This window comes from Enterobacter sp. kpr-6 (assembly GCF_900116015.1).
Taxonomy (GTDB): domain Bacteria; phylum Pseudomonadota; class Gammaproteobacteria; order Enterobacterales; family Enterobacteriaceae; genus Enterobacter_D.
In genome coordinates this window covers 89957-105424 of record NZ_FOYH01000003.1, presented here as the reverse complement: position 1 = coordinate 105424, position 15468 = coordinate 89957, and the positions used below count along the sequence as shown (strand labels likewise).

Genomic DNA, 15468 nt, shown 5'->3' with positions numbered 1-15468 from the left:
ACCTGCTCCTTAATTAATTTTGGCTTTTGAAAAATCACTGCCCATCAGGCTGACACTATAACCGCTCACATTGCTGCGGGTGGCATAAAATGTTTTGCCGTTAGCCAGCGTCAGCCATGGTGCCTGCTGGTAAAACACTTCCTGCGCCTGTTCGTAAAGTTTGGCGCGATCGGCAGGCACGCTGGTCAGTTTCGCTTTCTGCACCAGATCGTTGTAATCCTTGTTGCACCAGCGCGCGGCGTTGGAGCCGGTTTTGATGCTGTTACAGCCGAGCAGCACGTCGGCAAAGTTATCCGGGTCGCCGTTGTCCGACATCCAGCCAAACAGCGCGGTATCGTGCTCGCCTTTACGCATCCCGGAGAGGTACTCGCCCCACTCGTAAGAGACAATTTTTGCCTTCACGCCGACTTTCGCCCAGTCGCTCTGGATCATCTCAGCGATGCGCTTCGAGTTCGGGTTGTACGGACGCTGCACCGGCATCGACCAGAGTGTCACTTCAGTCCCGCTGGCAAGCCCGGCCTGTTTTAACAGCGCTTTGGCTTTCTCAGGATCGTACTCGTAATCTTTCAGATCTTTATTAAAGCCGAGCATATTCGGCGGCAGCGGCGATTTGGCCACCGTACCGGAGCCCAGGAACACCGCATTCACAATCGCTTTTTTATCGGTGGCGTAGTTCAGCGCCTGACGTACCAGCACGTTATCAAACGGCTTTTTCTCGGTATTAAACGCCAGATAGCCGACGTTCAGCGCATCCACGGAATGCAGGGTCAGATCTTTATTCTTTTTGATCTCCTCAAACTGCACCGGGGCCGGAGCCGGGATCACCTGGCATTCGTTGGTTTGCAGCTTCGCCAGACGCGTCTGCACGTTCGGGGTGATGGAGAAAATAAGGTGTTTGGTCGGCACCTCGCCGTCCCAGTAGTTCGGGTTGGCGATATAGCGGATCAGCGAATCCACTTTGTATTGCTGCAACGCATACGGCCCGGTACCAATCGGCCAGTTATCGACGTTTTCCGGGTTGCCTTTTTTCATCATCGCGTCAGCGTATTCCGCTGAGAGGATCGAGGCGAAATCCATCCCCCAGTCGGCAAGAAACGCAGCGTTCGGCTCATTCAGCACAAACTGGACGTGGTAATCATCAACCTTCTTCACCTCTTTAATCAGCTTATCGAGGCCCACATCATTGAAATACTCGTAGTTCCCCTGCGACACCTTGTGATACGGGTGATTCGCGTCTTTCTGGCGCATCACCGAGAACACCACGTCGTCGGCGTTAAAATCACGCGTCGGCTTGAAGTATTTGTTGCTGTTGAACTTCACCCCCTGACGCAGGGTAAAGGTGTACGTTTTGCCATCCGGGGAGATGGTCCACTCGGTAGCCAGCGATGGCACCGGGGTATTCTTCACTGGATCGAAATTAATCAGGCGGTTATAGAGCACCTGCGAGCTGGCGACGAACGTGGGGCCGGAGCTGGCAATCTGCGGGTTGAAGGACTCAGGCGACGCTTCAGAGCAGTAAATCAGCGTGTCGTTAGATGCCGCAAAGGCGCTTGCCGGTAAGAGTGTGCTCAGCGCCAGCGCGAGCAGGGTTTTCCCTGTAGACATGGTGATACCTTATGCTTTTTTATGTGTAGCTATGATCTCAGCACAGCATCCCGAAACTGGCAAATAACGAATCACTATCAGGTTATGCAAAAGCAGTTGTTTTCGCTGCGAAAGTAAACAGTGGCGCGCTTTTAATTTGCCTTAAGTCTTTTTCTTCCCGTCAAGAACAAAAACCCTGGTCAATACGACGAGAATTCAACGCTTTTGCGCTCTCTTCCACCGTTTGCTTGTAAGGCCATTGCGTAAAGTAGACGCGTGAAGAAGTCTATGGGATGAAAACGTGGCAAAAACTCTCTTGCGCAGCGGCGATCTGGATGATTTTCAGGCAGTTGGCGGCGGCGGTCAGGCCGTATTTGATTCGGCACTGCAAATTCGTGAAGCATTACGTCTGCGCAAACAGCAGGCGATGGTGGATTGTCTGGCAATTCCGCAGGTCAATGATGACGGCGATCGTGTGGACTGGTACTCGCCGGTCGACGGCCCGGCCATCTCCTGGAAAGCCGCCGATGAGGACGCCCGTTTTCGCGCCCTGCGTTACCTTGAAAGCACGCTCGACAGCGCGGCAAGTTTAAGCCGTAAAAGCCTGCAATCGGGAAAAACGGCGCAACAGCTGTTTGGTTCATTGCTGGCAAAAGCGCTGCAATTCCCCGGCAGCAACCATGTGTTTCTGGTGGATGGCAAACCGGTGATCACCTTCTGGGGCTTCGTCAATCTGAACGAAAGCGCCCGCGATGATGTGCTCGCCTGCCTGCGTGAAGAGAAAGTCCCGGAACCGGTAATCGAGATGATTCCAGAGCCGGAACCCGCGCCTGAAGAAGAAGAGGTGCCGCCTGCCATCACGTTCAGCAAAGCTGACGAACCGCTGATTGCCGCCGCGCCCGTGATTAAAACCGAGGATCACGTGGAGGCGGTGTATGAAAAACCGCAGCCTGCTGCCGCCCCGCGCCCGGAAGCGCCTGCGGCCGTCGTGGTCCCCGCTCCGGCCCCTGTCACACCTGCGCCCGCGCGTAAAAAACGCCCGGCTGCGCTCTGGGCACTGCCTGTGGCAGCCGTGGTGATTGCCGCCGTTGCCGGGCCTGTTCTCTGGCAACAACAGCAAACTCGCGCCCCGCAGCCGCAGCCGCAGCCGCAGCCAGCCGTCGCGGTCGCAGCCCCGGTTGCTGTCGCGCAACAGCCAGCGGCCCCTGCGCCGGTGCTCGCCGCGACGCTGCCGCTGCATCAGGCGGAAGTGGTCACCGCGAAAGCCGAAGTGGAAAAGCCTGCCCCGGCGGTCATTACCGCGATCCCGAAAGATGCGCTGGTCATGGATGCCCTCCAGGTAAAAACGGGCAATACACGTTTTCTTAATGGCAACTGGCGCGTGATGCTCGATATTAAAGACAACGCCACCGGCAAGCCGCCGACCCTGCGCTTCCAGATCCAGAATAATAAAGGCACAGCCCGACTGGTTCATGGTGATAACATCACCTGCCGCGCGGATCTCTTCTCCGGTCTGCACCAGACTGGCGAGCTGATGATTAAAAGCCGTGGCAATGCCCGTTGCAGCGATGGCTCCCGCTACCCGATGCCGGAAATCACCTGCACGGCGGGCAGCAATGACGTTGCACAATGTACCGCCCGTTACGACGCCAGGATTGTCGTGCCGGTGACGTTCAGAAAAACAGGTGCCTGATTTATGCTGGTGAATCTTTGCGACTACAAACAGAGCGTGACGCTGATTGCCAACAGCGGCGTGCAGTTTCTTGACTTCGGCCTGACGCCACAGGTGTCGGCTCACAACGGGCGCTTTGTGCGTAAAACCGCCAACGGCCCGCTGCTGCGCCTTGATTACGATCTGGCGAGCGAGCGCTTTACCCTCCCCGCCAGCAACGGCGGTCAGCCAGAAGTGGTCAAGCCGGAATCAACCATCGGGCTGATGCAGTCCCTCGCCGTCCTCGACGGCATCTGGCTGCCAATCCCCTTCCTGCGCTTTAACCCGCCGCGCACCTTTGTTGAAGGGCCGGATAACTGGGCGCGGGTGCAGATCCGTAAACTGAATACGCCAGACAGCGCGGGCAATACGCACCGCGTGACGCTGGCCCTCGACAGCCAGATCAACGACCTGTCACCTGCGGCCCTCTCGCCGATGGAAAACGACATCCTCAACGGCACGCGCTTTTCGCTCGCCTGGCGCGACGATGAAGTGGCGGATTTTCTCGACCAGACGTGGATTGACGGCTGGCTGCGCGAAGTCTTTATGCAGCACGTCCAGAACGAAGGCCGCAGCGAACGTGAAATCGCCCAGGCCCTGCGCGGCTTTGAGTACCAGGCACACTGGCTCAACCTGCTGACGCTGCTCGGCGAACAGCTCACCGTGCCGGAAGTGAAAATCGTCACTCACACCCTGAGCACCCCCGCCATTCCGGTGGATTTAATTCTTGATGTCGGCAACACCCACACCTGTGGGGTGATCATCGAAGATCACGGCGATGCCAACGACGGCCTGCGCCAGACTGCCGAACTTCAGGTGCGCTCGCTCAGCGAACCACAGTTTTTAAACGAGCCGCTGTTTACCAGCCGGCTTGAGTTCTCCGAAGCGCGCTTCGGCAAACAGCATTTTTCGGTGGAAAGCGGGCGCGAAGACGCGTTCGTCTGGCCGTCGATTGTGCGCGTGGGCGACGAAGCCCGCAGCCTGGCGATGCAGCGTCTGGGCACCGAAGGCAACAGCGGCATCTCAAGCCCGCGCCGTTATCTGTGGGATGAAACCCCGGTGCTCCAGGACTGGCGCTTCAGCCAGATGAACAGCAAATCCCAGCGCGAACCGCTGGCGACCGCCTTCCCGCTGATGAATCTGATGAACGACGACGGCCAGCCGCTCTACACCCTGCCGCTCGACGAACGTTTGCCGGTCTTTTCCCCGCAGTACAGCCGCAGCACGCTGATGACCCATATGCTGTGTGAACTGCTGGCGCAGGCGCTTGGGCAGATCAACAGCGTGGCGACGCGTCTGCGTCTCGGCTTCCCGGCTTCTCCGCGCCAGTTGCGCACCATTATCCTGACCCTGCCCTCGGCGATGCCGAAGCAGGAGCGCGAGATTTTCCGCCGCCGGATGTTTGAAGCCATCGCCCTGGTATGGAAAGCGATGGGCTGGCACCCGCAGGATGATGATTTCGCCAGCCGTAAACAGCAGGATAAAAGCGTCGTTCCCGTGCCGCGCATTCAGATGGAGTGGGACGAAGCCAGTTGTGGTCAACTGGTGTGGCTTTATAACGAAGCGATTTCCCATTTTGCCGGGCAGACCGAAAACTTCTTCGCCTCCCTCGCCCGTCCGGATCGCACCCCTGCACCGGGTGAACCGCCCGGACGTGCGCTGCGCGTGGCGTCGATTGACATCGGTGGCGGCACCACCGACATGGCGATCACCCATTATCAACTGGATGACGGCACCGGCAGCAACGTCAAAATCACCCCGCATCTGCTGTTCCGCGAGGGCTTTAAAGTCGCGGGCGACGACATTCTGTTAGATGTGATCCAGCGCTGCGTGCTGCCTGCGCTGCAAACCCAGTTGCAAAAATCGGGCATTACCGACGCCGCCGCACTGATGGCGACACTGTTTGGCGACTCCGGCCGCATCGACACCCAGGCGGTATTGCGTCAGCAAACCACCCTGCAACTCTTTATGCCGGTAGGCCACGCGATCCTCGCGGCGTGGGAATCGAGCGACATTAACGATCCGCTGGCCGGGCTGCACGCCACCTTTGGCGAACTGCTGAAACAGCAGCCGACCCGCAACGTGATGAATTACTTAAAGCAGGCGATCGATCCGGCCCTGCCGCCGGGATCGCCGGAATTTGATATTTTCGCCGTGCCGCTGCAGGTTAATTTCAGCGAGTTGCAGGCCGGGATGCTGTCCGGGCAGTTTACGCTCACCGCCCCGCTGCACGCGGTGTGCGAGGCAATCTCTCACTACTGCTGCGATGTGTTGTTGATCACCGGGCGTCCGGGCTGTCTGCCGGGTGTGCAGGCGCTGATCCGTCATTTACAGCCGGTTCCGGTCAACCGCATGGTGTGGCTGGATAAATACCGGGTGCACGAGTGGTATCCGTTCAGTCAGCAGGGGCGTATCGGCAATCCGAAATCCACCGCCGCCGTGGGCGCGATGCTGTGCAGCCTGGCGCTGGATCTGCGCCTGCCGCGCTTTAATTTCAAAGCCGCGGATATCGGCGCGTACTCCACCGTGCGCTATCTCGGCGTGCTGGATAACACCGTTAATACCCTGCGCGACGAAAATATCTGGTATCAGGATATCGATTTAGACAAGCCGGGCGCGAAGCTCGATGCCCGTCTGCACTTCCCGCTGCGCGGTAACGTTACGCTCGGTTTCCGTCAGTTAGCGAACGCCCGCTGGCCCGCCACGCCGCTCTATACGCTGAGCATTAACTCACCGGAACTGGCGAAAGCCATTGCGGGCGACGGCGTGCTTAACGTCCGCCTGCAATTCACCGGCGGCAGCAAAGCGCATGGCCCGGAAGCCTTTAAACTCAGCGATGCCTGGCTTACCGACGGCACCCCGGTGGACGCCGACGCACTGACGTTTAAACTCAATACGCTGGCCGATCGTCGTCACAGCGGCAGCCACTACTGGATCGACAGCGGGAGTGTGTACCTGAAATGAAAGCCCCAATAAAAACCACTCAGGCCTTAACCGCATGGGTGAACGAAACACGCCAGCACGCCCCGCTGCTGGATGATGACGCCGACGCCCTGCTGGCGCGGCTTTCCGCCATTTCCGCGCAGGAAACCGCGCTGATTCAGGCGACCGATTCCCCCTGCACGGTGGCGCTGTACGGGCACGCGCAGGCGGCCAAAGCGCACCTGATTGCCGCGCTGTGCAGCAGCGGTAATGGCCGGGTGAACGTCAGACCCGGCGAGAAAACGCTCGACTACTTTACCCATATCAATCCTGGTCACGCGCTGACGGGCATGGCGCTGCGTTTTAGCTGCCAGAGTCCGGCGCTGGACGACGCTTTCCCGCTGCGTCTGCACATTCTTTCCGAAGCGGAACTGGTTCAGGTGTTTATCGCCCATGCGCAGACCCTGACCGATCTGCGTCCGGTTGAGAAAAGCGTGATTGAAGATCGCCTGACCCAGTGGCGCGCCCTGCGTCAGCCGCAGCAGGTGCCGGGGATCACCGGAGAAGAAGTGGGCGCAATCGCCCGCTTCTGGCGCGCGACCGTGCCTGCCGCGCGTCAGCAACTGGACGATGGACTCTGGTATCAGTTTATCGCCCTGCTGCCGTCGCTCGATTTGCGTGCCCGCGCCAGCGCCTGGTCGCTGTTATGGGGCGAGCAACAGGAACTGACATCCCAGTGGCTGTCGCTTGCGCACACCCTGCATCAGACCGGCAATGCCCGCACGCTGGCTGCGCCGCTGAGTCTGCTGATTGATAATTTCGCCCTGCCGACCGAAGGCTTTTTAACGCCGATGCCGCCCAACAGCGCCGGGCTTCAGGGCGAAGTGGTGGTGCATCCGTGGGCGCAGGATCAGCTTCAGAATGCGGTCAGCATTCCGCTGGAGACGCTGGCGCTGATCGCCCGTGAACTGGTGCTGCCAACCGAAGACAGCGTGCTGGAAAACGTTGACGTGGTGGATATACCGACGCCCGCCCTCGATGCCACACCGGGGCTGGCCAACAGCAAATGCCGCTGGCTGCTGGAGAATTATCGCCAGCAATTGCAGCCGGATGTGCTGATGATTTGTAACGCCGCGCCCGCCCGCAGCGAAACCGCCCGCACCGCCCGCGCGCTGCTCAACTGGGTGAAAGAAACCCAGTCAGGCCAGGAAACCGCGCTGCCGGGGCTGGTCTGGGCCATCACTCCGCAGGATGCGCGCTTTACCGGGGCGCAAAATATGGATGAAACCGTGCAGCAACTGGTCGGTAAACCGGGCCAGTACTGGGGCACGCTACAGGCGCTGGACGCGGGCAGCCTGCAACGGCTGATCGAGTGGCTGTCGCAGGCCACCGCGCCGTCTGTGCGTACCCTGCGTCTGAAAGCGCTGCGCGATCGCCATCACCAGCAACTGCGCGATCTGATGCAGACCTGGCTTGCACCGCTGAAAGAGACGCCGGAAGCGCAGCGCACGCGCGCCGAAGGGGTGATCCGCGAATTGCAGACTCAGGCGAGCCGCCACGGGGAACTGCTCGACGGCCTGCTGCCGGACATCAAACAATTTGACGCCATCTGGAAAGTACAGCAGCCGCGTGAGGAAAAGGTCAGCGGTCTGTTTAGCGAAGCGATCGATCTCTTTGCTGAGGTGGGCGGCAGCGCCGAATCCCTTCCGGCGGCGCGGGATACCGGTCATCAGGCGCAGGCGATGTGGGTCAACCATCTGCGTCAGTGGAGTCGTAATGACGCCAACGCCGAGCGTTTAGGCTTAAGCAGCGCCGCGCTGCGCCAGGTGGCGGATATTCTGATTGTGACGGGCTATCGCCTGAATCTGGCGGAGCAGTTGCAGCAGGTGATGCAGCGCGATACTGCCTGTGCCGCACAGCTTCACGCGGCGGTGGGGAATTTTATTGCCTGGCTTGGGTATGCGACGCTGCCGGAAGATCAACGTCCGGCCAGCCGCATTCAGAAAGGGCGGGCGATTTTCAGCGCCAGCGCCCCTGCCGCTTCCGATGCCCGCCTGACGCGCCTCGGCGAACAGCCTGTGCACGCCGCCACGCGCTACGTGTACGACTGGCTGGTGGCGCTCTATACGCGCAGCAATGAAAACATCGGCTATCAGCACCCGCTCGACGTGCCGGTGGCGATGCGTAAAAAGCTGTTGAAGCTGGTGCCGTAAGGTGACTTCACCCTCACCCCGGCCCTCTCCCTGAGGGAGAGGGAGGTTTTAGTCCCCTCTCCCTCAGGGAGAGGGTGGTTTTAGTCCCCTCTCCCTGAGGGAGAGGGTTAGGGTGAGGGGAAAATCACCGCTCCCACAACCGATTAAACGCCGTATCATTCAACACCCGATTCCCCTGCGCGTTCGCCTTATACGGACGTGAGGTGGTGGCTGCCGCGCCCCATGGCGAGAGGCTGTCATACCCGGCATCAATCGTACTGTGCGCAATCAACGCCTGCCCGTTCGCCGTGTTGCCTGGGATGTACCCGGTTTTCCCTGCCCCTTGATCCCACGCCCGGCCCAGTTTCGCCTTAAAGGTGCCGTGATAACCGCTGTCGGTGGTAAAGCGGCTGTTCAGCACCAGAAAACCATACGGGTTATCCGGCAGCGTATTAGGCGCGAGCACGTAGGCTTCATGCGATCCGCGCGTGGAGACGGTGTGGAACTGTACGGTGTCAAACACCACGTTGGCGCGGCCAAAAACATAATCCACATCGCCTTCGATATAGCTGTCTTTGACCAGCACACGGCTGATGCGATCGGTTACCGCCTGATTTTCGCGGTTGCTGGTATTGAGATACGCCGTATCCTGACGCCCAATCAGCCGCACGTTTTCCAGTTGCACGCGATCGCCGTCGGTGCGCAGCGCCACGCCCTGATGCGTGCCGCCATCGACGGTATCAAGCAGCGCATTTACCACGCTCAGATTCGCAAGCTGGAAATCATTGCTCTGCGACCAGACCACCGCCGCGCAGTTAGTGCCAATTAGCTGTGTGGTTTTACTGGCGCACTGAGAATAGAGATACCAGGCGGGATCGCCGTCGCGGTACTGGTGCGCCGGATTCACCGCCTGGCGATAACGCGCGGGGGAGAACTGCGAATCAAGCGCCATTTCCAGGCGCACATCGTCAGGTTTGCTGCCTGCACCCACAATCGTAATGGGCGGCGCATCGGCGGGAATGTACACCGTGCCGGTGTAAACGCCGGGTTCAATGCGGATATATATGCGCGAGCGATCGTGTGCCTGACGAAGCGCAGCGTTAACCGCCTGCTGTACCGTGGTCCACGCGCTATTGGGCCCTACACGCCAGGGCGTACCGGCATTCAGTTTGATCGATTCAGGTTGCCACGGCCCGTCCGGAGCGGCGATTAACCCGCCCCTGGCGAAATAATTTTCTTGGGTATAGGGTGCGGCTTCCTGCGCCGTTAGCACCGGTCGCGTCGCGGTACCCGGCGCACCATTGCCCGTCGCACAGCCCTGTAACACCATTGGCATACAGAGCACTGCCGCCAGGCCCAACCCGTTCTTACCTGTCATATCCCCTCCAGATTTTTAAAACCAGAGGGCTGATAATAGTGGAACGTCGTTTTGATTAAAGACTAAGCGATCACGCTTTTGACACAGGCCGTTGAATCCCTTAGAAAAGGGAAATCAGCAGCGCGACGGGGAAGCTCATCGGCCAGGTCGAACCGACCAGAAAAGCGCTGAGAAAACGGATGCGTTTGCGATCTTTCGATAAAAACCAGGTGATCAGCGCGCTGATAGCGGCCATCACAGCGTAGAAAGCCAACATTTTTTGATAAAGCGTCATGCCTGCGAGTCACTCATTAAGGATAAAACGCGCGCAATATGCATGGTTTATTGATATTAATCAAGTTTTGCGGTTAAAACAGGAGCGTTTTCCATGACAGACAGCCTTAACCGGCTCTATGACGACACCAACCTCCGCACCCGTTCAGCATGGGCTGCGCATCCTGATACCGGGGCACGGCGCACGACTGAGCGGTATGCCAAAGACAAGTTCGCTCTGGCAACCGGGATCACCCCGACGGTAACGCCCGCCATCGCCGCGCTGTTGCAGGATCTGTATGCGCTAACCGGTGACGATCCGCTGGCGGATGTGATGCCGCTGACCTCGCTACATTTTACCTTTCTGGCTATCTCAGGCCCGATTTACCCGGACAGGGTGCCGCCCGTCGACATTGCCAGCCTGACCGATGCGTTTGCGGCGATTACGCCGCTTGAGGTAACGATTGGTGATTTGCGCCTCGTCGCGCTTCCCGATCAGCTTTTACTGGCGGGAACGCCGGATGCCGCGAGTCTCGCCAGCCGGGAAGCCTTCGTCACCGCCCTGCTCGCCAGCCCCTGGGCCGATGCGCTGGCGAAGCGCTACGCAGGCACCCCGCTGCCGCCTCCGTTCTGGCACAGCACGCTGTTGCGTTATGACACTGAACGCATGCCGCCATCTCTGCGGGAGTTTTTTGCATCGCGGGAACACGCCCGCTTTGGCGAGGTGAATGCGCCACTGAAACTGGCGATGGTCAATTACAACTGGAGTGATGCAACGGCGGTGGCTTAAAAAAGCGAGACCAGCAGCGCCATGGGGAAACTCATCGGCCAGGTCAGCCCGACCAGAATGGCCGCTACCAGCCGTACCCAGAGTTTGTCTTTGGTGAGAAACCAGGTGATGACGCCGCAAATGACCGCCATCACCATGTAGAAAATCAGTAACTTCAGATACAGAGTCATTATGGAATGCGCTCCCTGCGCGGTAAATCGGGTATGTTTTCACCCTCACCCTGGCCCTCTCCCTGAGGGAGAGGGGACGGATCGAGCGCGGGCTTGCCCTTCTCCCTCTGGGAGAGGGAACAGATCGAGCGCGGACCCGCCTTTCCCCCTCTCCCCAGGGGAGAGGGAACAGAGCGAGCACGAACCCGCCTTTCCCCCTCTCCCCAGGGGAGAGGGCCGGGGTGAGGGGAAACATTATCCCCGCATTCCCCTTTCACCGGGGCGATACCCGTCACACCCTCAGTGCTTGATCATGACATGGCGCACCACGGTGTAATCCTCCAGCCCGAACACCGACATGTCCTTCCCGTAGCCTGAGAGTTTTTGCCCGCCGTGCGGCATTTCGCTGACCAGCATAAAGTGGGTGTTAACCCAGGTGCAGCCGTACTGCAAACGCGCGCTCATGCGGTGCGCGCGGCCCACGTCTTTGGTCCATACCGACGACGCCAGGCCATATTGCGAATCGTTGGCCCAGGCCAGCACCTGATCCTCGTCGTCAAACAGCGTCACGCTGACCACCGGGCCGAACACTTCGCGCTGCACTATCGCGTCTTCCTGCTTCGCGCCCGCCAGCAGCGTCGGCTGGTAATAGTACCCTGCGCCGTCGTGCTTATTTCCTCCGGTGATCACCTTGATATGCGGCAGCGCTTTGGCGTTCTCCACCGCGCTGGCGACACGCTCCAGATGTGCGGCGGAACTGAGCGGCCCCAGTTCGGTAGATTCATCGTCCGGTGAGCCGATCTTCAGGCTGGCTACCGCCGCGCCGAGTTTTTCCACCAGCGCATCGTAAACACCTTTTTGCGCGTAAATACGGCAGGCAGCGGTACAGTCCTGCCCGGCGTTGTAGTAGCCGAAGGTGCGCACGCCCTCCACCACCGCGTCGAGATCCGCATCGTCAAACACAATCACCGGCGCTTTGCCGCCGAGTTCCATATGGGTGCGTTTCACCGACGACGCGGTATGGGCGATGATGTGCTCGCCGGTGGCAATCGATCCGGTTAGCGACACCATGCGCACTTTTTCATGCCCGGTCAGCGGATCGCCCACGGTTTTACCGCGCCCGAACAGCACATTGAGTACCCCCGCCGGGAAAATGTCTTTAGCCAGTTCCGCCAGTTTGAACGCGGTGAGCGGCGTGATTTCAGAGGGTTTAATCACCACACAGTTGCCCGCCGCCAGCGCAGGCGCGAGCTTCCAGGCCGCCATCATCAGCGGGTAGTTCCAGGGGGCGATAGAGGCCACTACGCCCACCGGATCGCGGCGGATCATCGAGGTGTGCCCTTCGAGATATTCTCCGGCGGCAAGGCCGTTGAGCGTGCGCGCTGCCCCCGCAAAGAAGCGGAACACGTCGACCACCGCCGGGATCTCATCGTTTAACGCACAGTGCAGCGGTTTGCCGCAGTTGAGTGATTCCAGCCTGGCGAATTCTTCCGCGTTGTCTTCAATCGCCTGCGCGAGTTTCAGCAGCGCTTCGGCGCGGGCTTTCGGCGTGGTCTGGCCCCATTCAGCAAAGGCGCTGTCAGCCGCGCACACGGCGGCATCCACCTGCGCGGCAGAGGCTTCCGCAATCTCAAGCAACACCTCGCCGGTCGCCGGATTATAAACCGTCTGCATCTCGCCTTCGCCGTTTACCAGTTCACCATTAATTAACAGTTGATGTTGCATAGCGTTGTCCTTTAAAGGTCAGTTATTTCCCGGTTTCGCCCTCGCGGGTGAGCCACCAGGCCCCCAGAATCGGCAGCATTGTCACCAGCATGACCAGCAGCGCCACCACGTTGGTCACCGGCACGTCGCGCGGGCGACCTAACTGGTTAAGCAACCACAGCGGCAGCGTACGTTCATGCCCGGCGGTAAAGGTAGTGACGATGATTTCGTCAAACGACAGCGCAAACGCCAGCATCCCGCCCGCCAGCAGCGCCGAGCTTAAATTCGGCAGCACCACATAGCGGAAGGTCTGCCAGCCGTTCGCACCCAAATCCATTGAGGCTTCCACCAGACTCCATGACGTGCGCCGGAAGCGGGCGATCACGTTGTTAAACACCACCACCACGCAAAAGGTCGCGTGACCGATCACGATGGTTAAAAATCCCGGTTCCAGATTCACCGTTTTAAATGCCGTCAGTAATGCCAGCCCGGTGATAATCCCCGGCAGCGCAATCGGCAGTAACAGCAGCAGCGAAATGGCGTTTTTGCCAAAAAAATCGCTGCGCCATAATGCCGCTGCAGCAAGCGTGCCAAGTATCAGGGCAATAACCGTGGCCAGCGCCGCAATTTTAAGTGACAACGTCACGGCGTCGAGGATATCCCCGCGCGAGGCCGCTACGCTGAACCAGTGCAGCGTCAGGCCTTTCGGTGGAAAGCTGAATGCCGCGTCCTCGGTATTAAAAGCATAGATGGCAATAATCGCGAGGGGGAAATGCAGAAAGATCACCCCGCCCCAGGCGGCGATTTTCAGGAACCAGGGTGCGCGTTCAGAGTGCATCGAATGCTCCCAGACGTTTCACGAACGCCAGATAAAGTGCAATCAAAACAATGGGCACCAGCGTGAACGCCGCCGCCATCGGCATGTTGCCAATCGCCCCCTGCTGGGAATAAACCATATTGCCGATGTAATACCCCGGCGGGCCTATCAGTTGCGGCACGATAAAGTCGCCGAGCGTCAGTGAAAAAGTGAAAATCGATCCGGCGGCAATGCCCGGAATGGCCAGCGGCAGCACCACGTAGCGGAAGGTCTGGCGCGGTTTTGCGCCTAAATCCGCCGAGGCCTGTAACAGCGACGCCGGTAAACGCTCCAGCGCCGCCTGCACCGGCAGGATCATGAACGGAAGCCAGATATAAACGAACACCAGAAAACGCCCGACGCCAGAAGTAGAGAGCGTACTGCCGCCCACCGCAGGAAGCGTAAGAAACGCCGCCAGCAGCGGCTGCAATCCCATGTGATTCAGGAACCACTGCGCCACGCCGTCTTTTGCCAGCAGCAGCGTCCAGGCGTAGGCTTTGACGATATAGCTCGCCCACATCGGCAGCATCACCGCGATGTAGAAAAAGGCTTTCATCTTGCCGCTGGTGTAGCGCGCCATAAACCACGCCATCGGAAACGCCAGAATCGCGCTGGCGATGGTCACCGCAATCGCCATGGTCAGGGTGCGCAAAATGATGTCGTAGTTGGCCGGGTTAAACAGCGCCTTAAGATTTGCCAGCGTCAGATCTGGCGTCACTGACATGGTGAAATCGTCGAAGGTGTAAAACCCCTGCCATAACAGCGTCAGCAGCGATCCGAAATAAACCACGCCAAACCACATCAGCGGCGGCACCAGCAGTAAAAACAGGCCCAGTTTTGGCCTGCGCCAGAACAGTCCCGACAGGCGCGAAAGCCTGCCTGCTGGCGGGAGGTGGGAGAGGCTCATCGTCATCTCACCCCTCGCTCGTCAACGGCACCATCGCGGCGCGTGACCAGGCGGCCTGCACCGTCTGACCGGGTTGCAGCAGCGGCGGCAGATGCGCGTCGGACAAATTGGCCTGACTGACCAGCAGCTTTTCGCCACCGGGCAGCTTCAGCTCAAACCGCGTAGCCGCGCCCTGATACTGCACCGCCTGCACCACGCCCTGCACCTGCACTTCACCCGCCTCGTTCAGCCGGATATGTTCCGGGCGCAGGGAGTAGATGCCCTGCATTCCGCACAGCGTGCCGGAAAGTTCAGCGCTAAAAACGTTGGAGGTGCCGACGAAGCCCGCGACAAACGGCGTGCGCGGGCGCAGATAGAGTTCGCGCGGGGTGTCGATCTGCTCAATTTTCCCGTTGTTGAACACCGCCACCCTGTCGGACATCGACAACGCTTCGCCCTGATCGTGGGTGACGAAAATAAAGGTGATGCCCAGATCCTGTTGCAGTTTTTTCAGCTCGAACTGCATCTGCTCGCGCAGCTTGAGATCCAGTGCGCCGAGTGGTTCGTCGAGCAACAGGACGCGCGGCTCGTTAACCAGCGCGCGGGCGATCGCCACCCGCTGACGCTGGCCGCCGGAAAGCTGCGACGGCTTACGCGTGTGCACAAATCCGAGCGCCACCTTTTCCAGCGCCTCGCGGGCGCGGGCATGACGCTGTTTTTTATCGACGCCTTTCACCATCAGCCCGTAGGCGACGTTATCCAGAATCGACATGTGCGGGAACAGCGCGTAATCCTGAAAAACGGTATTAACGTCGCGCTCCCACGGCGGCAGCCCGCTGGCTTCTTTATCGAAGATGCGGATCGTCCCGCCGGAAAGCTGTTCAAACCCGGCAATCAGCCGCAGGCAGGTGGTTTTGCCGGAGCCGGACGGCCCCAGCATCGAGAAAAATTCCCCGTCATTCACCGCCAGACTGACGCCATCCACGGCACGCACATCGCCATACCAGCGCGACACGTCCTGAAACTCTACGGCAAAGGTCATAG

At 59.5% G+C, this 15468-nt stretch carries 12 protein-coding genes; 4 read left to right on the top strand and 8 right to left on the bottom strand.

Annotation, left to right across the window (positions count from 1 at the left end; all coding sequences use genetic code 11):
- Positions 1–9: 9 nt before the first annotated feature.
- Positions 10–1605 carry an ABC transporter substrate-binding protein gene (locus tag BM373_RS09455; protein WP_090461188.1) on the bottom strand — a complete coding sequence of 532 codons (1596 nt, stop codon included), beginning with the start codon at positions 1603–1605 and terminating at the stop codon, positions 10–12.
- A 280-nt stretch (positions 1606–1885) separates the two neighbouring features.
- Between BM373_RS09455 and BM373_RS09450 the strand changes: the two genes are divergently transcribed.
- Genes BM373_RS09450 through BM373_RS09440 form a run of 3 tightly spaced genes read left to right on the top strand, consistent with a single transcriptional unit; the run spans position 1886 to position 8430 of the window.
- Positions 1886–3277, top strand: coding sequence for an SrfA family protein (locus tag BM373_RS09450; protein WP_090461187.1), 1392 nt, complete (start codon positions 1886–1888; stop codon positions 3275–3277).
- A gap of 3 nt (positions 3278–3280) precedes the next feature.
- On the top strand, positions 3281–6259 hold the full coding sequence (locus BM373_RS09445) for a virulence factor SrfB (RefSeq protein WP_090461186.1): 2979 nt from the start codon (positions 3281–3283) through the stop codon (positions 6257–6259).
- Positions 6256–8430 carry a virulence factor SrfC family protein gene (locus BM373_RS09440; protein ID WP_090461185.1) on the top strand — a complete coding sequence of 725 codons (2175 nt, stop codon included), beginning with the start codon at positions 6256–6258 and terminating at the stop codon, positions 8428–8430. The genes BM373_RS09445 and BM373_RS09440 overlap by 4 nt, the downstream gene beginning before the upstream one ends.
- 124 nt (positions 8431–8554) lie before the next feature.
- Here BM373_RS09440 and BM373_RS09435 read toward each other — a convergent pair whose 3' ends face one another.
- A complete protein-coding gene (locus BM373_RS09435) occupies positions 8555–9787 on the bottom strand; it encodes a putative acyl-CoA thioester hydrolase (protein ID WP_090461184.1) in 1233 nt (410 codons plus the stop codon).
- A 100-nt stretch (positions 9788–9887) separates the two neighbouring features.
- Entirely contained in the window at positions 9888–10061 is a 174-nt protein-coding gene (locus BM373_RS09430) for a GhoT/OrtT family toxin (RefSeq protein ID WP_072568518.1), read from the bottom strand.
- A 93-nt stretch (positions 10062–10154) separates the two neighbouring features.
- Between BM373_RS09430 and BM373_RS09425 the strand changes: the two genes are divergently transcribed.
- The gene (locus BM373_RS09425; protein WP_090461183.1) at positions 10155–10829 is read left to right on the top strand and encodes a hypothetical protein; all 675 of its coding nucleotides are present in this window, start codon (positions 10155–10157) and stop codon (positions 10827–10829) included.
- On the opposite strand, the gene BM373_RS09420 is transcribed toward BM373_RS09425, so the two are convergent.
- The 5 genes from BM373_RS09420 to BM373_RS09400 form a co-directional block, all read right to left on the bottom strand.
- Positions 10826–10999, bottom strand: a complete 174-nt coding sequence (locus tag BM373_RS09420) for a GhoT/OrtT family toxin (protein ID WP_090461182.1) — start codon at positions 10997–10999, stop codon at positions 10826–10828. The genes BM373_RS09425 and BM373_RS09420 overlap by 4 nt on opposite strands.
- Before the next feature lie 279 nt (positions 11000–11278).
- Positions 11279–12703, bottom strand: coding sequence for an aminobutyraldehyde dehydrogenase (patD, locus tag BM373_RS09415; protein ID WP_090461181.1), 1425 nt, complete (start codon positions 12701–12703; stop codon positions 11279–11281).
- Between the two features lie 22 nt (positions 12704–12725).
- Positions 12726–13520, bottom strand: coding sequence for an ABC transporter permease (locus BM373_RS09410; RefSeq protein WP_090461180.1), 795 nt, complete (start codon positions 13518–13520; stop codon positions 12726–12728).
- Positions 13510–14451, bottom strand: a complete 942-nt coding sequence (locus BM373_RS09405) for an ABC transporter permease (RefSeq protein WP_090461179.1) — start codon at positions 14449–14451, stop codon at positions 13510–13512. The genes BM373_RS09410 and BM373_RS09405 overlap by 11 nt, the downstream gene beginning before the upstream one ends.
- A 1-nt stretch (position 14452) precedes the next feature.
- A complete protein-coding gene (locus BM373_RS09400) occupies positions 14453–15466 on the bottom strand; it encodes an ABC transporter ATP-binding protein (protein WP_090461178.1) in 1014 nt (337 codons plus the stop codon).
- Positions 15467–15468: the final 2 nt, after the last annotated feature.

Bases quoted from the DNA above. Each gene is read 5' to 3' on its own strand.
- BM373_RS09455 (WP_090461188.1), bottom strand. From the start codon at position 1,605: ATGTCTACAGGGAAAACCCTGCTCGCGCTGGCGCTGAGCACACTCTTA.
- BM373_RS09445 (WP_090461186.1), top strand. From the start codon at position 3,281: ATGCTGGTGAATCTTTGCGACTACAAACAGAGCGTGACGCTGATTGCC.
- BM373_RS09440 (WP_090461185.1), top strand. From the start codon at position 6,256: ATGAAAGCCCCAATAAAAACCACTCAGGCCTTAACCGCATGGGTGAAC.
- BM373_RS09435 (WP_090461184.1), bottom strand. From the start codon at position 9,787: ATGACAGGTAAGAACGGGTTGGGCCTGGCGGCAGTGCTCTGTATGCCA.
- BM373_RS09430 (WP_072568518.1), bottom strand. From the start codon at position 10,061: ATGACGCTTTATCAAAAAATGTTGGCTTTCTACGCTGTGATGGCCGCT.
- BM373_RS09425 (WP_090461183.1), top strand. From the start codon at position 10,155: ATGACAGACAGCCTTAACCGGCTCTATGACGACACCAACCTCCGCACC.
- BM373_RS09420 (WP_090461182.1), bottom strand. From the start codon at position 10,999: ATGACTCTGTATCTGAAGTTACTGATTTTCTACATGGTGATGGCGGTC.
- patD (WP_090461181.1), bottom strand. From the start codon at position 12,703: ATGCAACATCAACTGTTAATTAATGGTGAACTGGTAAACGGCGAAGGC.
- BM373_RS09410 (WP_090461180.1), bottom strand. From the start codon at position 13,520: ATGCACTCTGAACGCGCACCCTGGTTCCTGAAAATCGCCGCCTGGGGC.
- BM373_RS09405 (WP_090461179.1), bottom strand. From the start codon at position 14,451: ATGACGATGAGCCTCTCCCACCTCCCGCCAGCAGGCAGGCTTTCGCGC.
- BM373_RS09400 (WP_090461178.1), bottom strand. From the start codon at position 15,466: ATGACCTTTGCCGTAGAGTTTCAGGACGTGTCGCGCTGGTATGGCGAT.